Annotated in this window: 17 protein-coding genes; 5 read left to right on the plus strand and 12 right to left on the minus strand. The window is 57.2% G+C overall.

Going from position 1 to position 20,893, the window contains the following annotated elements; all coding sequences use genetic code 11:
* The first annotated feature begins 165 nt into the window (after positions 1 to 165).
* Positions 166 to 1,803, plus strand: a complete 1,638-nt coding sequence (locus VV869_RS21555; protein ID WP_337737006.1) for an FMN-binding glutamate synthase family protein — start codon at positions 166 to 168, stop codon at positions 1,801 to 1,803.
* A gap of 65 nt (positions 1,804 to 1,868) precedes the next feature.
* On the opposite strand, the gene VV869_RS21560 is transcribed toward VV869_RS21555, so the two are convergent.
* From VV869_RS21560 to VV869_RS21570, 3 genes are all read right to left on the minus strand, one after another.
* Positions 1,869 to 2,234 carry a diacylglycerol kinase gene (locus VV869_RS21560; protein WP_337737007.1) on the minus strand — a complete coding sequence of 122 codons (366 nt, stop codon included), beginning with the start codon at positions 2,232 to 2,234 and terminating at the stop codon, positions 1,869 to 1,871.
* A 105-nt stretch (positions 2,235 to 2,339) separates the two neighbouring features.
* Positions 2,340 to 2,771: a universal stress protein gene (locus tag VV869_RS21565; protein WP_261603257.1), complete on the minus strand. Its 432-nt coding sequence runs from the start codon at positions 2,769 to 2,771 to the stop codon at positions 2,340 to 2,342.
* Between the two features lie 189 nt (positions 2,772 to 2,960).
* Entirely contained in the window at positions 2,961 to 3,437 is a 477-nt protein-coding gene (locus tag VV869_RS21570) for a MarR family winged helix-turn-helix transcriptional regulator (RefSeq protein ID WP_337737008.1), read from the minus strand.
* Positions 3,438 to 3,567: 130 nt separating this feature from the next.
* On the opposite strand from VV869_RS21570, the gene VV869_RS21575 reads away from it, so the two are divergent.
* Entirely contained in the window at positions 3,568 to 3,990 is a 423-nt protein-coding gene (locus VV869_RS21575; RefSeq protein WP_337737009.1) for an organic hydroperoxide resistance protein, read from the plus strand.
* Between the two features lie 137 nt (positions 3,991 to 4,127).
* On the opposite strand, the gene VV869_RS21580 is transcribed toward VV869_RS21575, so the two are convergent.
* The 9 genes from VV869_RS21580 to VV869_RS21620 form a co-directional block, all read right to left on the minus strand.
* Positions 4,128 to 6,002 (minus strand): propionyl-CoA synthetase, encoded by a 1,875-nt coding sequence (locus VV869_RS21580; protein WP_337737010.1) that lies wholly within the window; start codon positions 6,000 to 6,002, stop codon positions 4,128 to 4,130.
* 46 nt (positions 6,003 to 6,048) lie between these two features.
* Positions 6,049 to 7,239, minus strand: coding sequence for a 2-methylaconitate cis-trans isomerase PrpF (gene prpF, locus VV869_RS21585; protein ID WP_337737011.1), 1,191 nt, complete (start codon positions 7,237 to 7,239; stop codon positions 6,049 to 6,051).
* 10 nt (positions 7,240 to 7,249) lie between these two features.
* Complete coding sequence (acnD, locus tag VV869_RS21590) at positions 7,250 to 9,835, minus strand: Fe/S-dependent 2-methylisocitrate dehydratase AcnD (RefSeq protein WP_337737012.1); 2,586 nt, start codon at positions 9,833 to 9,835, stop codon at positions 7,250 to 7,252.
* Between the two features lie 129 nt (positions 9,836 to 9,964).
* On the minus strand, positions 9,965 to 11,125 hold the full coding sequence (prpC, locus tag VV869_RS21595) for a bifunctional 2-methylcitrate synthase/citrate synthase (RefSeq protein WP_337737013.1): 1,161 nt from the start codon (positions 11,123 to 11,125) through the stop codon (positions 9,965 to 9,967).
* A gap of 322 nt (positions 11,126 to 11,447) precedes the next feature.
* The gene (gene prpB, locus VV869_RS21600; protein ID WP_337737014.1) at positions 11,448 to 12,326 is read right to left on the minus strand and encodes a methylisocitrate lyase; all 879 of its coding nucleotides are present in this window, start codon (positions 12,324 to 12,326) and stop codon (positions 11,448 to 11,450) included.
* The gene (locus VV869_RS21605) at positions 12,323 to 13,000 is read right to left on the minus strand and encodes a GntR family transcriptional regulator (protein ID WP_443147356.1); all 678 of its coding nucleotides are present in this window, start codon (positions 12,998 to 13,000) and stop codon (positions 12,323 to 12,325) included. The genes prpB and VV869_RS21605 overlap by 4 nt, the downstream gene beginning before the upstream one ends.
* Positions 13,001 to 13,324: 324 nt before the next feature.
* Entirely contained in the window at positions 13,325 to 16,078 is a 2,754-nt protein-coding gene (locus VV869_RS21610; protein ID WP_337737015.1) for an immune inhibitor A domain-containing protein, read from the minus strand.
* 109 nt (positions 16,079 to 16,187) lie between these two features.
* Positions 16,188 to 16,487: a hypothetical protein gene (locus tag VV869_RS21615; RefSeq protein WP_443147353.1), complete on the minus strand. Its 300-nt coding sequence runs from the start codon at positions 16,485 to 16,487 to the stop codon at positions 16,188 to 16,190.
* Positions 16,488 to 16,853: 366 nt separating this feature from the next.
* Positions 16,854 to 17,852 carry a LysR family transcriptional regulator gene (locus VV869_RS21620; RefSeq protein WP_337737016.1) on the minus strand — a complete coding sequence of 333 codons (999 nt, stop codon included), beginning with the start codon at positions 17,850 to 17,852 and terminating at the stop codon, positions 16,854 to 16,856.
* A gap of 114 nt (positions 17,853 to 17,966) precedes the next feature.
* Between VV869_RS21620 and VV869_RS21625 the strand changes: the two genes are divergently transcribed.
* The 3 genes from VV869_RS21625 to dctP are packed head-to-tail and all read left to right on the plus strand — an operon-like array spanning position 17,967 to position 20,860.
* On the plus strand, positions 17,967 to 18,449 hold the full coding sequence (locus tag VV869_RS21625) for a TRAP transporter small permease (RefSeq protein WP_337737017.1): 483 nt from the start codon (positions 17,967 to 17,969) through the stop codon (positions 18,447 to 18,449).
* Between the two features lie 3 nt (positions 18,450 to 18,452).
* The gene (locus VV869_RS21630) at positions 18,453 to 19,751 is read left to right on the plus strand and encodes a TRAP transporter large permease (protein WP_337737018.1); all 1,299 of its coding nucleotides are present in this window, start codon (positions 18,453 to 18,455) and stop codon (positions 19,749 to 19,751) included.
* Between the two features lie 14 nt (positions 19,752 to 19,765).
* Complete coding sequence (dctP, locus tag VV869_RS21635; protein ID WP_337737019.1) at positions 19,766 to 20,860, plus strand: TRAP transporter substrate-binding protein DctP; 1,095 nt, start codon at positions 19,766 to 19,768, stop codon at positions 20,858 to 20,860.
* The last annotated feature ends 33 nt before the right edge of the window (positions 20,861 to 20,893 follow it).

Genomic DNA, 20,893 nt, shown 5'->3' on the forward strand with positions numbered 1-20,893 from the left:
CCCCCCCCCCCCGAATAACCCCGGTCGCACGCCCGATTCCCCTCCAGTTACGCCACTTCACCCCGAACACCGGGGGACTGTGCCAAACTTAGAAATTGCAGTGCGATCTCCCCTCGCTTTCCGGGGAAAAGAAGTCATCAACCGACGTGGACGGCAGGAGGGAACATGAAAGTGATCGTGGACTTGAGCATTCGATACGGCCTGTTTGTCCTGATCATGCTGCTCACGCTGCTGGTCGGCTTCGGCAGCCTCGCACACCCTGAGTGGCGGGTGTACCTGATCTTGCTGGTCCCCCTGGCGCTTGTCGGGCTGTGGGATTTAATGCAACCCCGCCATAACCTGCTGCGCAACTACCCCCTGGTGGCGCATATCCGCTGGATGTTCGAGACCTCCCGTCCCTATTTACGCCAATACATCGTTGAAAGTGATTTAAGCGAGCGTCCCTTCAACCGCAAACAACGCTCGCTGGTTTACGAGCGCGCTAAAAATACCGTCGACTCGCAGCCCTTCGGCACCGATCTGGATCTCTACAACACCCAGTACGAACTGCTCACCCATTCGATTTGCGCCCGCAAAATAGAAGATACCAATTTCCGGTTCCGGGTCGGCGGTCCGCAATGCAGTCAGCCGTACGATGTGTCGCTGCTCAATATCTCGGCGATGAGCTTCGGTGCTCTCAGCGGGAAAGCCATTGAAGCCCTGAACAAAGGGGCCGCCATCGGCGGGTTTTATCACGATACCGGGGAAGGAGGGATCAGCTCTTATCATCGCCGTCACAACGGCGATTTGGTGTGGGAGATCGGCACCGGCTACTTCGGCTGCCGGGATCAGGCCGGTCATTTCGACCTGGCATTATTCGCCAAACAAGCCCGGCGCGATCAAGTGAAGATGATTGAAATTAAGATCAGCCAGGGCGCCAAACCTGGCCACGGCGGTGTTTTGCCGGGCATTAAAGTGACCGAAGAAATCGCGCTTGCCCGGCATGTCCCGGTCGGCGTGGCGTGCGTGTCTCCACCCGCCCACAGCACCTTCCGTACCCCGATTGAACTGCTGGAGTTCGTCGCCTTGCTCCGGGAACATTCAGGTGGTAAGCCCGTCGGAATCAAGCTCTGCATCGGTCACCCCTGGGAGCTGTTTGCGATCTGTAAGGCGATGCTGAAAACCGACATTCTGCTCGACTTTATTGTGGTCGATGGTGCGGAAGGTGGCACCGGCGCAGCACCGGAAGAGTTTTCCGATCATCTCGGTATGACGCTGCGCGAAGGGCTGATCCTGACCCGCAACGCGCTGGTCGGGACCGGATTACGCAATCATGTCAGCCTGGGAGCCAGCGGCAAAGTCTGCAGCGCTTTTTCGATTGCCAGCAATCTGGCGCTGGGTGCGGACTGGTGCAACGCCGGTCGGGCGTTTATGTTCAGCCTCGGCTGTGTGATGTCGAAAAAATGCCATACCGACAAGTGTCCGACCGGGATCACCACGCAAAATCCGAATCGGCAGCACGGCCTGGTGGTGGCCGACAAATCCATCCGGGTCGCCAATTTCCATCGCAATACGCTGGCAAGACTCGGAGAGCTCATCGGGGCCATCGGCCTGGAGCATCCGAGCGAACTGCGTCCCCATCACCTGCACCACAGAACCAGCCCCAACGCGATTGCCACCATGGATAAAATCAAAGAGTTCCTGCCCTACCGGGCCCTGTTGGATGATCCGGATGCCACCCCTTACGCCGAGTGGTGGGCCGCCGCCTCTCCCGACAGTTTCCAGCCGTTGCAACATACCGGTCCCGGTCAATACCGGCGTTAATGCCCGAGAGCGAGGCTCTGGGCCCTGGGTTCAGAGTTCAGAGTTCAGAGTTCAGAGTTCAGAGTTCAGAGTTCAGAAAACAGGATCACCGCCCAGACCAGCCCGGCCAGCAGCATCGAAACAAAGACCGCCGCCGAGCCAATATCTTTGGCCCGGCCGGACAACTCGTGATATTCATCCCCCACCCGATCCACCACGGCTTCAACCGCCGAATTGAGCAGCTCGACAATCAATACCAGGACCAGACTGGCCACCAGCGCCAATTGCTCCAGCTTGCTCACCGGCAGAAAAAACGTCATCGGCGTGAGCAAAGCCAGGATCCCAAGCTCCATCCGAAACGCTTCTTCATACTTCCAGGCTGCTTTCAGTCCCAGAATGGAATAACAGGCCGCATCATAGACCCGCTTTAATCCCGTCTCACCCGGCTTCATGTCCTGCACTCACTTCAAAAAACTCACTGCATCATATGCCATGAAGTCATCACTATCGAGGGGGCGACGCTCCGAGACGTGATCTCAGCCAATAAAAGCAACGACTTAATCGTTGAGCTTCAGTAACAGCAAATCACAGGGCATCTGGCGCACCAGCGGCTCGCTCGGGGAGAGGAACAACTGACGGAACAGGTTACACTGGTGATGGCCGAGCACCAGTAAATCCACTTCGAACTGTGAAATGGCGGTGATCAGTTGATCTTCAAGATAGCCGGTGTAGAAGAGGTGTTTATACAGCGGATAATTGGTGCCTTTCAGCAGTCGCCTCATGGCCGCCACCGACGCATAGTGCTCGCTTTCGTCGATGTTCACTGCATCGTATTCACGTACACCGACTTCCAGGTGGCCCAAATCCGGGTCCATATGGATCACGCTAAACAAGGCATGGTGAATCCGCGCCTGCTCTGCCGCTTTCGAAATCAGATATTCAGCGTACTCATCCAGATTCACCGCCAGGAGTAAATGCTTGTATCCCATGACAATCTCCTTTCAGACCCTACCGCCACAGGTACATCAGCCGGCACACCGCCGGCCAATGCCTACACAAACCATAGAAGAGAATGTCGCGAAGACGTAGTTTTATTGCCCGATCTCCCAGCGCAGCACCGTGACCGGGCCACGCCACCGGCAACGACAATCAGGCATCGAAGATCGGCGACGAAGAGACTAGCTGAGGTTTTCGACCAACTGGTCACAGCGCTGTTTCAACGCCATCAGCTCCTCCAACGGCAAAGCACTTTTGCAGAAAATCGCTGCCGGGATCGACTCCGCTTGTGCTTTCAACGCATCGCCCTGCTCGGTCAGATACAACTCACGCACCCGCTCATCTTTGTCACTGCGGCGGCGGCTGACCAGACCTTTGCCTTCCAGCCGCTTGAGCAACGGTGTCAGCGTGCCGGAATCCAAATGCAGCCGGGTGCCAAGATCTTTCACGTTGATGCCGTTTTCAGACCACAGCACCATCATCACCAGATATTGCGGATAAGTGAGATCCAGCTGCGCCAGGAGCGGCCGATAAGCCCGGATCATCGCATTCGCCGCACTATAGAGAGAAAAACAGACCTGTTTTTCCAGCACTAAATCAGATGCTTGCTCTTGTGATCGCACTTGAGATCTCCCCTGGAATGGTTCCTTGTCTGTCATTGTAATGTCCCCGACAAAAATAAATTGCGCACAATATACTTGCCTTCACCTGCAAGATCGAATTAATATTGTAAGCAATTAGATTGCACACAATTTAAATTACTCAGCAAATCCAAACAAAGGAGTCCACATGACGACGCTATACACCACCACCGCCACAGCTTCTGCCGGTCGCAACGGTCAAGCCAGCACCGACGACGGCAAACTCAACGTCAACCTGAGCTACCCGAAAGAGATGGGCGGCAGCGGTGAGCACACCAACCCGGAGCAACTCTTTGCCGCGGGTTATGCCGCCTGTTTTTCCAATGCCGTGCTTCACGTGGCCCGCGAAGGCAAAGTGGCACTCAAAGCAGCACCGGTCTCCGCCCAGGTCGGCATAGGCCCCAATTCACAAGGTGGTTTTGCCCTGAGCGTCAGTCTGGCCGCCACGGTAGATCTGCCACAAGAGCAGGCCATCGCCCTGATCCGCACCGCCCACAGCGTCTGCCCGTACTCCAACGCCGTCAAAGGCAACATCGATGTACAGCTGAGCGTCAACGGCGAAGCGCTGTAACACCCTGAAAAGATTGAGTCTCAGCCATAAAAAAACCGCCTGGTTTGATGTCGTTAGCCGCATCAAACCGGGCGGTTTACATTGTAAAGCGGCAAGCCTATGCTTGCCGCTTTGCTGTCACTGGCGCTTGAAGCGGGTTATTCCAGCACCCGGGCCAGTTCATCCAGGGAGGACGGATCATCGATGGTTGAAGGCACCACATATTGCTCGCCATCGGCAATCTGACGGATCACCCGGCGCAGGATCTTGCCGGAGCGGGTTTTCGGCAGTCGGTCGACGATGATTGCCTGCTTAAAGCACGCCACCGCACCGATCTCCTGCCGCACTTTCTGCAGCAACGCCTGCTCAATATTGCCGTTCTCTGAGACAAAACCGTCTTTGAGCACCACCAGCCCGAGCGGCAGCTGACCTTTCAGCTCGTCATGGATCCCGATCACCGCACATTCGGCAACGGCCTCATGGCTGCCGACCACTTCTTCCATCTCCCCGGTCGAGAGCCGGTGCCCGGCCACGTTGATCACATCGTCAATCCGGCCCATGACGAACAGGTAACCATCTTCATCGATATAGCCGCCGTCACCGGAGACATAATAGCCCGGAAACTGGCTCAGATAACCGGACTCAAAGCGATCGTGATTGCGCCACACGGTCGGCAGGCAGCTCGGCGGCAACGGGCGTTTGATCGCGATATAGCCTTGTGTATTGGCAGGCTGCACCTCGCCCAGCTCGTTGAGCACCGCTACCTGATAACCCGGGATCGGCTTAGTCGCCGAGCCGGGTTTGACCGCAAAGCGCTCTAGCCCGAGCGGATTGCCGGCAATCGCCCAACCGGTTTCGGTCTGCCACCAGTGATCCACCACCGGGCGTCCGGTTTTCGCCTCGACCCACTCCAGCGTCGGCGGATCCAGCCGCTCGCCAGCCATGAAAATCGTGGTCAGGTTGACCATCGGATAATCCTGCAGAGAGGTGCCGTCCGGGTCTTCTTTCTTGATCGCCCGAAACGCTGTCGGGGCCGAGAACAACACCCGCACACCATATTCATCACAGACCCGCCAGAACGCGCCGGGATCCGGCGTTCGGACCGGTTTGCCTTCATACATAATGGTGGTGCAACCATAAATCAGCGGGGCATACACAATGTAGGAATGGCCGACCACCCAGCCGACATCCGAGGCTGCCCAGAACACATCACCCGGATCGACGTTATAAATCGTCGACATGCTGTAGTGCATCGCCACCGCATGGCCGCCGTTATCGCGCACCACGCCTTTGGGTTTGCCGGTGGTGCCCGAGGTGTAGAGAATATAGAGCGGATCGGTCGCTTTGACCGGGACACAATCGTGAGGCGTCGCCGTTTGCATCAATGCCGACCAGTCTTTATCCCGCTCATGATGCAGGTCCGCCAGGCACTGCTTGCGCTGATAAACCACCACATGCGCCGGCTTCCAGCGGCTGTCCATTACCGCCTGATCGACCATCGGTTTATAGGGGATCACTTTGCTAACTTCCACCCCACAGCTGGCAGTAATGACCACTTTCGGCTCGGCATCTTCAATCCGCACCGCCAGCTCGTTAGGGGCGAAACCGCCGAACACAACCGAGTGAATCGCGCCCAGACGGGCACACGCCAGCATCGCCATTGCCGCTTCCGGGATCATCGGCATGTAAATCACCACCCGATCGCCTTTCTCGACGCCGAGTCCGGCCAGCATCCCGGCCACCTTGGCGACCTGATCCCGCAGCACCCGGTAGGTATAGCGGGCTTTCTGCCCGGTGACCGGCGAGTCGTAAATCAGCGCCGTCTGATCGCCCCGGCCCTGTGCCACATGGTGGTCCAGCGCCAGATAGGCCGTGTTGAGTTCACCGTCGGCGAACCAGCGCTCGATGCCGTGTTCGTCCTGACTCAAAATTGTTTGTGGGAATTGAAACCAGGCCAGATTCTCGGCCTGCTGCTTCCAAAAGACTTCCGGCTCTGCGGCCGATAAATCAAATGCTTCCTGATATGCAGACATATTGCTTCCTCCAGTATGTCCTGACATTGCTCATCTCCAAACGCGCTCAGGCCACCACTTCGGCGGGCACCCGGACAAATCCTTCCATCAGGATCCGCGCACTACGGCTCATGATGGCTTTTTCCACCACCCAGTCCTGACCCACAACCCGCGCCTTTGCCCCCACCTTTAAGGTGCCGGACGGATGGCCGAAGGTCACCGATTCCCGCTCACCGCCGCCGGCAGCGATATTCACCAGGGTTCCCGGGACACAGGCCGCTGAGGCAATCGCGACTGCCGCAGTTCCCATCATGGCGTGGTGCAGCTTGCCCATCGACAACGCCCGCACCAGCACATCAACGTCCCCCGCCGCAACGGGTTTACCGCTCGACGACACATAGGTTTTCGGCTCAGCCACAAAAGCAACTTTCGGCGTATGCTGGCGGCTCTTCGCTTCTTCCAGCCGCTCAATCAGCCCCATTTTCAGCGCCCCGTAAGCCCGGATCTGCTCGAACATTGCCAGCGTTTGTTCATCATTGTTGATGTCATCCTGCAGCTCGGTGCCGGTGAAGCCAATCGCTTCGGCGTTGATAAAAATGGTCGGGATCCCGGCATTGATCAGCGTGGCATCAAAGGTGCCGACGCCCGGCACCTCCAGCGTATCGACCACATTCCCGGTCGGAAACATCGCCCCTTCGCCATCGGCCGGATCCATAAAATCAACCTGAATTTCAGCTGCCGGAAACGTGACCCCGTCGAGCGCAAAGGCCCCGGTCTCCTGCACCTGACCCTTGACGATCGGCACATGGACCACAATGGTTTTGCCGATATTGACCTGCCACACCCGCACCGTCGCAATCCCGTTTTCCGGCAAACGCTCTCTGGCGATTAAACCGGCATGGATTGCAAACGGGCCGACCGCCGCCGACAAATTGCCGCAGTTGCCGCTCCAATCGACAAACGGCTGATCAATCGACACCTGACCGAACAGGTAATCCACATCATGATCTGCACGCTCGCTTTTGGAGACAATCACGGTTTTACTGGTGCTCGAGGTCGCACCGCCCATGCCGTCAATCTGCTTGCCGTAAGGGTCCGGGCTGCCAATCACTCGCAGCAGCAGGCGGTCACGAGCTTCGCCGGGCACCTGAGCAGCCGGCGGGAGATCTTCCAGACTAAAAAATACGCCTTTGCTGGTGCCGCCACGCATATAGGTGGCGGGCACTTTAACTTGAGACGCAGACACACTCCTTGTCATGATTCCCCCTTTACTTGGCCAGAAAGTCTTGCGCGAAGCGCTGCAACACACCGCCCGCAGCATAGACATGCACTTCATCGGCGGTATCAAGGCGACAGGTGACCGGCACATCGACTTTTTCGCCGTTAGCACGGGTGATCACCAGTGCCAGCTCGGCCCCCGGGGTGATCTCACCGACCACGTCGTACAGCTCGGTGCCGTCCAGTGCTAACGTCTTGCGGTTGACCCCGGCTTTGAACTGCAAAGGCAACACGCCCATACCGACCAGGTTGGTGCGGTGAATGCGCTCGAACCCTTCAGCAACAATGGCTTCGACCCCGGCCAGACGCACCCCTTTGGCGGCCCAGTCGCGGGACGAGCCCTGACCGTAATCGGCCCCGGCCACCACGATCAGCGGCTGCTTGCGGTTCATGTAGGTTTCAATCGCTTCCCACATCCGCGTCACTTTGCCTTCCGGCTCAATCCGCGCCAGCGAGCCCTGCACCACCTCGCCGTTGTCTTTGACCATTTCGTTGAACAGTTTCGGATTCGCCAGCGTTGCCCGCTGCGCGGTCAGGTGATCGCCGCGGTGGGTGGCGTACGAGTTAAAGTCCTCTTCCGGCAACCCCATGGTGGCCAGATATTCTCCAGCCGCACTGGACGCCAGAATCGCATTGGACGGCGATAAGTGGTCGGTGGTGATGTTATCGCCCAGGATCGCCAGCGGACGCATCCCCGACAGGGTCCGCTCCCCGGCCAACGCGCCTTCCCAGTATGGCGGACGGCGAATATAGGTGCTCATCGGACGCCAGTCATACAGCGGGTTGCTGTTGCGGGCTTCATCATCCAGCTTGAACATCTGGATATAGACCTGATTGAACTGCTCCGGCTTAACGTATTGACCAACCACCGCATCGATTTCTTCATCCGTTGGCCACAAGTCATTGAGGTAGACCGGATTGCCCTGCGAGTCCCTCCCCAGCGCATCGCGCTCGATATCAAAGCGGATCGAGCCTGCCAGCGCATAGGCGACCACCAGCGGCGGCGAGGCCAGGAACGCCTGCTTGGCGTACGGGTGGATCCGACCATCGAAGTTACGGTTGCCTGAAAGAACAGCAGTGGTGTAGAGATCGCGCTCAATAATCTCTTGCTGAATTTCCGGATCCAGTGCGCCGCTCATGCCGTTACAGGTGGTACAGGCATAACCGACAATCCCGAAGCCCAGCTTTTCCATTTCCGGCAGCAACCCGGATTCTTCTAAGTACAACTTGGCAACTTTCGAGCCCGGTGCAAACGAGGTCTTCACCCAAGGCTTGCGCACCAACCCCAGTTGATTGGCTTTCTTGGCCAGCAGCCCGGCGGCCACGACGTTGCGCGGGTTACTGGTATTGGTACAGGAAGTAATGGCGGCAATAATCACAGCGCCGTCCGGCAGCTCACCGGCTTTTTCTTCCCACGGACCGGCAATGCCCCGCGCGGCCAGCTCGGAAGTCGGCAGGCGGCGATGCGGGTTCGACGGACCGGCCATATTGCGCGCGACTTGCGAGATATCAAATTCCAGTACCCGCTCGTACACCGCATTTTGCAGATCATCGGCCCACAGGCCGGTCTGTTTGGCGTATTGCTCCACCAGCTTGACTTGCGCGTCATCGCGATCGGTCAGCTTAAGGTAGTTAATGGTCTGCTCGTCGATGTAGAACATCCCGGCGGTGGCGCCATATTCCGGGGTCATATTGGAAATCGTTGCCCGATCGCCAATCGTCAGATCTTGGGTCCCTTCGCCGAAAAATTCCAGATACGAGGACACCACCCGCGCATTACGCAGGAACTCGGTTAAGGCCAGCACAATATCGGTGGCGGTAATGCCCGGCTGGCGTTGGCCGGTCAGTTTAACCCCGACAATATCCGGCAGGCGCATCATGGACGGGCGGCCCAGCATCACGGTTTCAGCTTCGAGGCCCCCGACCCCAATAGCGATCACGCCCAGCGCATCGACATGCGGGGTGTGGCTGTCGGTCCCGACACAGGTATCGGGATAAGCAATCCCGTCCTTGGCCTGGATCACCGGCGACATTTTCTCCAGATTGATCTGGTGCATGATGCCGTTCCCGGCCGGGATCACGCTGACGTTCTCAAACGCGGTTTTACACCAGTTAATGAAGTGAAACCTGTCTTCGTTGCGGCGATCTTCGACGGCGCGGTTCTTCTCAAAGGCATCCGGGTCAAACCCGGCGTACTCCACCGCGAGAGAGTGGTCGACGATGAGCTGGGTTTCCACCACCGGATTCACTTTAGCCGGATCGCCGCCTTGCTCAGCAATGGCATCACGCAGGCCCGCCAAATCAACCAAGGCGGTTTGGCCCAGAATGTCATGGCACACCACGCGCGCCGGATACCAGGGGAAATCCAGATCGCGCTTGCGCTCAATCAGTTGCTTCAAACTCTCCGTGAGACTGTCCGGATCGCAGCGTCGAACCAGCTGTTCGGCCAGCACGCGTGAGGTGTAGGGGAGTGTCTCGTAGGCCCCGGCCGCAATCGCATTGACGGCTTCCCGGGTATCAAAAAAATCGAGTCCGCTGCCAGCCAGCGGCTTACGGTATTGGGTGTTTATCTTCATTGCTTCCCTCCGTGAGTCTTGTGCTCACAGACGCTTTCAGGCGACGTTCAGGTCTTGATGCTCCCCCCGGGCATCTGCGCCGGGGGGAGGGATTGGCGGGACTCCTGGGGCGGAGTCTGCTGCAGCGTGTTATTTCCGCGCTTCGATGGGCAGCCACGCTTGCGGCTCCGGCCCGACGTAGTCGGCGCTCGGGCGGATGATGCGGTTGTTGGCGCGCTGCTCATACACATGAGCGGCCCAGCCTGTCACCCGACTCATCACAAAGATCGGCGTGAACAACTTGGTCGGGATACCCATGAAGTGATAGGCCGAGGCGTGGAAGAAATCAGCGTTACAGAACAGATTTTTCTCGCGCTTCATCACCTGCTCTACCCGCTCGGACACTGCGTACAGATGGGTGTCGCCCACATCGGCAGCCAGTTTTTCCGACCATGTTTTAATTAAAGCATTGCGGGGATCGGACTCGCGGTAAATCGCGTGACCAAAGCCCATGATTTTCTCTTTCTTCGCCAGCATGTCCATGATCCCGGCTTCCGCTTCATCCGGCGTCTGCCACTGCTCGATCATTTCCATTGCCGCTTCGTTGGCACCGCCGTGCAGCGGGCCGCGCAGGCTGCCGATTGCCGCGGTAATGCACGAGTGCAGATCCGACAGGGTCGATGCACACACCCGGGCGGTGAAGGTTGAAGCATTAAATTCGTGCTCGGCATACAGCACCAGCGAGCAATGCATCACTTGTTTGTGCAGCTCAGACGGCGCTTTGCCAGTCAGCATTTCCAGGAAATAGCCGCCGATGCTGTCCTGATCGCTGTTGGCGGTATCAATCCGCACGCCGTCGTGGCTGTAGCGGTACCAGTAACAAATGATGGCTGGCAGCATCGCCAGCAGGATGTCGGTCTTGCTTTCCTGCTCGGAAAAGTCCAGCTCCTGATCCAGGTTGCCCAGCATCGAGCATCCGGTACGCATCACATCCATCGGATGGGCATCGGCCGGGATTTCTTCCAACACCCGACACAGCGCCGGCGGCAGACCACGGGCCTGTTTCAGCACTTGCTTGTAGCCGTCCAGCTCGGCCTGCGTCGGCAGCTTGCCTTTCAGCAGCAAATGCGCCACTTCTTCGAATTCGGCATGATGGGCCAGATCCGTGATGTCATAGCCACGGTAGGTCAGGCCGGTGCCGCTTTTACCCACGGTACACAGCGCTGTTGTCCCAGCGCTCTGGCCACGCAGACCGGCACCACCTAATTGTTTGTTATCCTTTTCCTTATCAGCTACGGCTAACGCAGTCATAGCAGACTCCTTATTTGTTCACGTTATCCAACGCCTGAGTCTCAATTGCGACGGCTGATCGCCCTCGCTTTGATCATCAGGCAATGACTGTTTCCAGCATTTGGTTTGTTATCAAAATAATTAATCTGGTCTTCGCAACGCGCGGCGTTGCGGGTCTTGCTGCGGAGGACTGACAAGGCGGACACTGCGAGCCGCACGCCCCAGGGCAAAGCAACTCGTCACACCTTCTCTCCATTTTATTATGCGCTTTATTTCACTGTGTTCTTGATTTCATTGCGCACTTTAGCGACCGAACGGCGACTCCCTGCCGTTCAGCGTTGAATCACTCGCCCTTTTGCTGATCAAACAGCTGGTCGAGTTTCTTCTCATAATCATGGTAGCCAAGATAATGGTAGAGCTGCTCACGGGTTTGCATCTGATCGACCACGTTGCGCTGATGACCATCTTTCAGCAGATGCTGATACACATTGAGCGCCGCCTGATTCATTGCGCGGAACGCCGACAGCGGATACAGCACCATGTCGACACCGCACTCGGCCAGCTCTTCACGGCTGAACAGCGGGGTCTGACCGAATTCGGTAATATTAGCCAGGATCGGCACCTTCACCGCCTCGGCAAACTGCTTGTACTGCTCCAGCGTGTTAATCGCTTCGGGAAAAATCATATCGGCCCCGGCTTCGACACAGGCTATCGCCCGTTCGATCGCGGCATCCATCCCTTCGACAGCCAGCGCATCGGTACGAGCCATGATGACGAAGTCCGGATCCACGCGGGCATCGACTGCCGCCTTGATCCGATCGACCATTTCATCCTGGCTGACAATCGCTTTGTTCGGGCGGTGACCACAGCGCTTCTGCGCCACCTGATCTTCCATGTGGACCGCCGCCGCACCGGCACGCTCCATCTCTTTAATGGTCCGGGCAATATTGAAGGCGCCGCCAAAACCGGTATCAATATCCACCAGCAGCGGCAGGCTTGAAGCCGCTGTGATGCGACGGACATCTTCCAGCACATCGTTGAGGGTGGTGATGCCGAGATCCGGCAAGCCGTACGAGGCATTGGCAATCCCGCCGCCGGAGAGGTAAATAGCCTGGTGACCGACCTGCTCCGCCATCATGGCGCAGTACGGGTTGATCGTCCCGACCACCTGCAATGGCTGGCTGGTGGCAACGGCCTGGCGGAAGCGTTTTCCTGGACTCATGACACTTTCTCCTTGTCCTCAGTGAGTTGTTGTTCGATTAACAATCGGCTGCGCATGATGTGCCGGCGCATCAGCATTTCGGCCAGTTCGGCATCCCGCTCACGCAGGGCTGAGAGCAGGTGGAAATGTTCGGTCAGCGCCTGCTCCGGACGGGAATGCGAGCGCTGGGACTGATGGCGGTACATCCGCAGCAAATGATAAAGCTCGTCGCACAGCAGACCGATCAGGGTGCTGTTGCGGCTGGCCTGGATGATCCGGTAATGAAAGTCGAAATCCCCTTGCTGGTGGAAATAGGACGCACCTTCCACCTCTTCGATATGTTGCTGGTGGGTATCGAGCAACTGCTGCAGGGCCTCAATTTCGGCATCGGTAATATGCTGGCAGGCCAGGCGCACCGCCATCCCTTCCAGCGCTTCGCGCACCGCGTAGATCTCGACCAGTTTTTCCCGGCTCAGGGCAATGACCCGCGCGCCGACATGGGGCACCCGCTCTACCAAACCGAGGGATTCCACCCGCATCATGGCTTCGCGCAGCGGCCCGCGACTGACGCCGAAACGGCGTGCCAGTTCCGGCTCAGAGATCTTACTGCCGGCGGCAAACTGTCCTTTGACAATCAAATCAATCAGCTGCTCTGTCAGGTTCTCCGACTTGGTCAGCTCCTTGGCCGCAGCCATCGAAAGAGAGGAGGCTTCCCCCGCTGGCTCAACCTGATTGTCGACATCGCGTAAGGCGACGGCTTGTTCTTTCATCATAACTGTCAACAATTGCTTAACTTAAGAACAAAAATAGCGCTTAAAATGCGTTCAATCAAGGGGAATTGTTAACAGTTTGAATTAGACCTTGGTCTATATTGTCGACAATGTGAGGAATAGCCAGAAAAAAGACCGCAAAAATAGCGGCCCGACAAGCAGATTGTCGACAGCAAAAAAAACCGGCCTGGTCGGCCGGTTTGACGTTCAAGGGAACGCATCAATCACGATGCGCTCTCCAGAACAAGGTTAGATATCCAAGATAATCGTCTTGCGGGCTTTCTTGCCCTGATTGTCAGTGACAATCAGCTGTACTTTCTGTTTGCCGCGTTGCTCAAACAGGTGGAAAGCCACTACACCTTTTTGCACGCTGCCGTCCGGGAAAACCCATTTGGTGTCGACAATATGGCCATCCGAGTCACTGCTTTCCGACCACAGCATTGCCATCCGGCCCAGGTTGAAATAACCCGCTTCGGCAACCGGCTTCTGGTTACGCGGCTCTAACTCAACCACTTGCTGGGTAGAGCTGGTCGCGCCAGAATTATCGGTGACGGTCAGAGTCACGGTATAACGACCAAAATGCTGATAACGATGCGACGGATTCGCCTCGGTGCTGGTCGCACCGTCACCGAAGTCCCACTGCACGCCAGTAATTTCACCGTCGCTGTCCAGGCTCTGGTTGACGAAATCAACACGCTTGTGACGAGACAGATACGTGAAGTTCGCTTCCGGCGCGGCATTGTCTGCTTCGGCAGAAATCCGGATCACCCCGTAGCGGTTATCGTCCGCCTGGCGCACCACATCAATCGAAATCCCGAACTGCGCCAGCTGACGACCGGCATCCGGGATCTCCGGAGAGGTGTAGTCTGCGCCATCGTAGAACGATGCATTGGCAATCAGGCTCGGATCTTCCAGCACATCATCATTGTTGACCAGACGCAGCGGGGCCTGATCCTGCAGTGAGAATGCCGCATCGCGAACCTGGTAGCGGGTGGTCGCCGGCTCACCGGTTTGTGACCATTTCAGGGTTGCCTGATCGGCATCCACCACGCCTAACCAGCCTGCGCCCGGATGCTCGCCGACCCAGTTGTCGGTCATCGACTCATCGACATACCACACAATCAGACCCGGCTCGAAGGTCATCAGCTGACCCATGCGCTTGATGTTCGCCAGACCCTGATCGACATCCTGATGGCTACGCCATTGCAGCAGATAGTACTGATCAGCTTCGTGGAAGCCCTGGTTGCGGGTATAACCGGTAAAGACAAACTGATCTTCAGTTTCCGCATCCGCGCTGAACACCAAGCTTTCATCGGCCGTCACCGTCATCTGATCGAGATAGAAACCTTCTTCGGCCAGGCCGCCATCGGTGATGTAGTCAAAGCTCAGGGTGATGGTCTGTCCGGCCCACGGGGTCAGATCAAACTTGGCGTCGGTCCAGCCTTCGGACGAGCCGGTCACGGCCGGCACCAGACCGGTATTGAGCGGATCGTTCATGGTGGTGATTGAACCGGCAATCGGCTGGCCGTTGACCAGCACGCGGGCAAAGTCATAGTCGGTTTCGATCTGGAACCAGGCTTTGAAGTCCAGCGAGATCTGACCGGCCGACGGCAGGGTGATGTCGCGGCTCATGCTGGTACGCAGATCGTCACCTTTCTGCGAGTAGAACTGGTAGTCCCCGGCAAACGGGGCCACCCCGTCCACCTGCTTGCGCGGCAGATTAATGCGCACCAGGTTCATGGCGTCATTATTGACGGTTTCGGACAGGGTAATGGTATGCGACTGGCCTTTCAGCTCATCCAGCGACAGGGTGCTGTCGAGGATCCAGTTGCCACCGATGGCCGATTGCAGGAAGGTTTTCGCCCAGCCACTGAATGCAGTCGGCTGCGTCCCGCCGATCTGACCGGCCCAGCTGCCCGAAGACATGATCGACCAGTAAGACACCGGCTCGCCCTGCCCGGTGTACTTGGTGTCGTACTCATCCGGCAGACCCAGGTCGTGGCCGTATTCGTGGGCACACACCCCGGCCGCGGCATCGATTGGCTGAATGGTGTAGTCAAAGGCCGCGTACTGGCCGTTGAACCGGCCCGGCACCTGGCTTGATGTACCGGCCAGGATATGCGGCTGGCCCAGGTTGAAACGGTGGGACCAGATTGCGTTCTCATTCAGCACCCCGCCACCGGCCTCTTCACCGACCGACGCATGGAACACCATCAGGTGGTCAATCACGCCGTCCGGCTCACGGAAATTCCCGTCACCGTCGTAGTCGTAGCGATCTTCGATATCGTAATCGGCCAGATTGATATTCGGATCTTTGGCCAGCTGGTCCAGCGCTTCACGCACCAGATCCTGCGCCCGCAGATCGTTGTCAGTGGTCGGCGAGTTACCGCCGTAATAAGCCGCGTTCTGGCTCGCCCGGTACCAACCGAAAGCCTGGCCGGACACGCTATAGGTGTTGCCGGATTCCTGCTCGTAATACTGACGCATCGAGATCAAATTCTCGCCGTTCGGGCCGGTGTATCCCTCACCGGAGAACAGCAGGTTCTGGTAGTGCTCGTTCGAATAACTGTCATAGAGCATTTCGGTATGCTCTGAGGTCAGGCGATTGTCATCCCACGGCAGATCCGGGAAATCGACCAGCAGCGCCAGCACTTTGTCGGTGCGTTTCTGGCTCAGATCCAGCGCAAAGATACTCGGACCATGGGCATGACCCGGCATTTTCATCTGCTTCAGCACATTGGCCCGGTTAAGCAGCGCCTGCTTGTCAAACTGCGCATCCCCATGGAAGCCTTTGTTGGCCTTCTTGGCCAGGTAAGCTTCCAGCGCTTGCTGCTTCTGCTGGCTCGTCGCGTCAGGCGCAATGTCCCCACGCTGGATCAGCATCTCGATCAGCTTCTCTTCATTGGCAATGGCCAAGTCCGCCGGCGTTGCCGCGTGGGCAGACGCCGTTCCTAGCAAAGCAATCAGTGACGTTGCGATTGCAGTTCTTTTTATGCTTATCATTATTATTCCTTTTATCAATGATAATGTTGTGCTGTCTTGAAGGTGCAGCAACCCGACTTCGCCGTAGCGAAACTGAAAAATGCAATAAATCCGGAGCGATTCGGGGCTATCAGCCCGAGTTTGATGTCGGCGTGAGATGCTGCGTGATCGCGGCACGCCCGATACAGGAAGTGTCTTCATTTTCAGACACCTCTTTCCCGGGGGTTCCGGCAGGCAATTTTTGCCGACGATGTTTTTGATTGAGGTAGATTTGCAGCGCCTGTTGCTGTTCGTGCGCGGTCAGTCCCTGGCAGATCACCCCGCGGGCAATCAGCGAGCGAATCATTCGCTCATCATCGACAACGGCAGTCTCTGCGACAGCATAGCCTGATAAAACAACAACATGAAGTAGAATTAATACTCGAAACACGGCTCGACATCCTGTCCGGCTAACGTGATTTGAACCTAATTTAGGGCGATTACCGAAGAGTTTCAACGCTCTGGGTATCATTAGTTAAATAAATGTAAATGGTTAGAACCATCATCACATTATCAACAAATCAGGTCATAATGCCTTGTCAAAATCCCAAAAAATGTCTTATTTAAAAGACATCCCGCTGCGTCCCTTTGGCAAGTTCATCACCGCGCCGCAACCCCGGCCGGACGGGTCTCTGATGACCTTGAGTGCATATAATGAGCACAGAAACATGCTTCACTGAGATGTGATTTCAGGAAAAGCAGGCAGAGCCCGCACGATGAATGTTGCGGACTCTCCCTGTACAAAACGCGAGCAGCCTCACGCCTTGCAGTGCTGGTGGCACCCGGTCGCAACCATCATCTGTCGCGAGAATCCGGTGCTGGAGCCCGGCGCGAGATATTCCTCCAAACCGGCATTTTTCAGCCCGGCATAGATATGATCCACAAACGCCTGCGCCAGACGGGACAAGGGTTTGTGCGACGGGGTAATGATGGCGTGTTCAAAAATCACCTCCGGCGCAAACGGACGAAACACCACGGCGCCCTGGCCGGATTTACTGATGGTGTAGCTGGCCGCACTCATGGGATCGCAAATCGAGCAGCACAACTGATGCTCAACGAATTCAAAGCCGGAGATGTAATTTTGCAATTCGAACCGCGGATGGTAACGAGCGCCCTGCTCTTCGAATAAAAAGCGCACCAGCTCACTGGTCGGGTGCTGGGCAAACAGGGTCGCCAGCGGCACGTTATCAAGATCAGCCGGGGTGATCACCGCTTTTCCGGCCAGCGGATGATCCCGGTGCACCGCACAGACCCCTTTGAGCCGGATCGGCTCGACATTGATCGAATCCCGCTCCTTCGGCATTTCCGCATAGCCGATGTCATACTGCTGCGCCGCCACCCAGTCATGCACAATCATCGAGCTGCGCATCATCATCGACACATTCACTTCGGGCCGGTCTTTGACAAAGTCAGCAATCACGTGCGGCATAAAATACAGCGACGCTGCCGGCATACAGGCCACCCGCAGGTTGCCCCGCGACAGATTCTTCACTTCAGCCATCAGCTGCGCCGCCCGCGTCAGGCGCTCTAAGATTGCATCGGTCTCTTCGAGCAGGAAAAACGCTTCCGGCTTGGGGATCAGGCGCCCTTTGTTGCGTTCAAACAACTTAAACCCGAGTTCGTTTTCCAGGCTGACCAGCATCGCACTGACGGCCGGTTGGGTGCGGCACAGGGTGCGCGCCGCCACTGAAACCGAGCCAGAGCGCATCACCGTTCTGAATGTTTCCAACTGCTTAATCGAGAGGTTGGTGTCCATGCCATACCCTATAGGAAAAATTTATGGAATTAGAGAAATTTTAAATTTGTTTCTATTGGTTGTCAGCATTAGATTAACAACGTATTCACAAAAGCAACAATAAGGAAATGTGCTGTGGAGCGATTGTTCAGATACCTGCTTACTGCGCTGATGGGCATTGTGGCCCTGACCCAGTTCGTGCAGGTGATAACCCGATACATCTTCGAGGTCCCGATCATGGGGCTGGAAGAATCCGTCATCATCCCGACCCTGTGGCTCTACATGCTGGGCGCGGTGAACGCCTCGCGGGAAGATACCCAGATCCGGGCCAATGTGCTGGAGATCTTGATCAAGACCGAGCGCGGCCACACCATCCTGGCGCTGGTCGGGGAAGTGATCAGCTTTGTGATCTCCCTGTGGCTGACATACTGGGCCTGGGACTATTTCAAATATGCCCTGCGCGTGTGGAAAGAAAGCCCGACCCTTTATATCCCCACTTTTTTCCACGAGTGCTCGCTGTTCCTCGGCCTCGCGATGATCACTGGCTTTATCGGCCTACACATCATCCGGCTGGTGCGCCAGCTCAACGCCCCCGACTATTCAACAGAGAAGGCTTAAACCATGGTTGAAGTTGCACTATTTGCGGTAGGCGCGCTGGTCCTGCTGCTGACGATTGGCGTGCCGTTGCCGTTCTGTTTCGGCGGCGCCCTGATGATCATGACCTACCTCGGCGACATGTCGATGAAAGGCAATATGATGTGGGGCACCGGCCAGCTGACCAACCCGATCCTGCTGGCGATCCCGTTGTTTGTGTTGTCCGGCACCATCATGAGCCAGAGCGGCATCGCCGCCAGCTTGCTCCGGTTCGTCAACGTGTTCGTCGGCCATATCCGCGGCGGACTGGGCATTGTCGCCTCGGTCAGCTGTGCCATCATCGGGGCCATTTCGGGCAGCGGCCTGACCGGTGTTGCCGCCATCGGCCCGCTGCTGATCCCGGAGATGGAAAAACGCGGCTACCCGCGCGCCTATGCCACGGCGCTGATTGCCAACTCCTCCATTCTCGGGCTGCTGATCCCGCCGAGTGTGACCATGATTGTCTACGGCTGGGTCACCGATACCTCGATCCTGGCCTGTTTCCTGGCGACGCTCGGTCCCGGCCTGCTGGTGACCTTTAACTTTGCGGTGATCAACCTGCTGATGGCGCGCAAGTTCCCGCTGGTGCTGGAAGAAAAACTGCCGTTTGGCGACATGCTCAAAGAAGCCTCGTCCCGGACCGTGCATGCGATCCCGGCGCTGTTGATGCCGGTGATTATTCTCGGTGGCATCTACGGCGGCATCATGACCCCGACGGAAGCCGCTGCCGTGGCGGTCATTTACGCCATCCCGGTCGGCTTTATGATCTACAAGGGCCTGAGCTGGAAATCACTGCTGGCCTCGGGCAAAGAGTCCGCCACTGCGGTCGGCTCGATTATGTTCATGATCCTGTTCAGCCTGATCCTCAGCCAGATGTTCGTGGTGGAGAATGTACCGCAGGAGCTGGTCGATGCCATTTTCGGCATTACCGAGAACAAAGCCCTGCTGCTGATTTTCATTAACTTCATGCTGTTTCTGGTCGGCATGGTGGTCAACGACATCACCGCCATCATTCTGATTGCACCACTGTTGTTGCCGCTGATGACGGCGATTGGCATCAGCCCAATCCAGTTCGCCGCCATCATGGGCGTGAATACCGCAATGGGTGGCGTGACACCACCCTACGCCTCGATTCTGTACCTCGGTGCCCGCATCGGCAACGTCAAGTTTGCCGAAGTCGTCGGCCCGGCCATGAAGCTGATCCTGTTCGGCTACCTACCGGTGGTGATTCTGACCTCGTTCTGGTCTGACTTATCACTCTTCCTGCCAACGCTGTTTGGCTACTGATCATAAGGATATTGATGATGAAATTGACAGGTAAGTTCACCCACTCCTTCAAACTGAACAAAAGCTTCAAACTAAGAAAAAGCTCCAAACTAAAAAAAAGCTTCAAACTGAAACAAACGGCTCAAGCCCTGCTGCTGGCCGCAACGGCGCTGAGCGTCCTGCCGGCCTCTGCTGCAACGCTGAAAATCAGCCATGTGCGCCCGCAAGGCACCGTGATCGATCAGGACATCAAACGCATGGGTGAAGCACTGAAAGCCGCCACTGATGGTGACGTTAAACTGCGCGTCTATGCCGCCAACGCCCTCGGTGACTACACCCTGGTGCAGGAGCGTATTTCAGTCGGCGCCATCGACATGGCGGTACAACCCGCCTCAACTGCCACCGACCGCCGGATGCAGCTCGGGCTGCTGCCGTATCTCGCCACCAACTGGGCCGAAGCGCAGGCCATTTACGGCAACGGCGCTCCGGTTCGCGAAGCGATGGCAAAACTGTTTGCCCAGCAGGATATCACCCTGCTGGCTGCCTACCCGGTCTATTTCGGCGGGATTTCACTGAACCGCGACGCCGTTCAGCCGGGCCAGCCGGACGTCAGCAAAGGCATCAAATTGCGGGTGCCGCCGATCAAGAGCTTCCAGTTGCTGGCGGATAACGTCGGCTACATCGGCTCGCCGCTGCCGTTCTCGGAAGCCTTCACCGCAGTACAAACCGGGGTGGTGGACGGGGTGATCGGCTCGGGAGCCGAAGGCTATTACGCCTCGTTCCGCGATGTGACCAAAACCTATATTCCGCTCAATACCCACTTTGAGATCTGGTACCTGATGATTAACAGCGAGCGCTTTAACGACCTGTCCGACAGCGAGCAGGCCGCACTGAAAACGGCCGCAGCCGATTTCGAGCAACGCCGCTGGCAGCATGCGGAGCAGGATCAGGCAGCGAACGAGCAAAAATTGGCGGCCAACGGCGCAGAAATCATCCAGGTCAGCCCACAACAACTGGCGCAAACCTCAGCCAAGGTGCGCAGCACCGTGTGGCCGGAGATCCTAAGCGATATCGGTGCCGAGTGGAGCCAGTCGATCCTGGATCAGGCGCTGGAAAAGACCCCGAACTAATCCTTCACCCAACCGACGGCGGGGCACCTGCCC

It is taken from the genome of Photobacterium sp. MCCC 1A19761 (assembly GCF_037389125.1).
In the GTDB taxonomy this organism is placed as follows: Bacteria; Pseudomonadota; Gammaproteobacteria; order Enterobacterales; family Vibrionaceae; genus Photobacterium.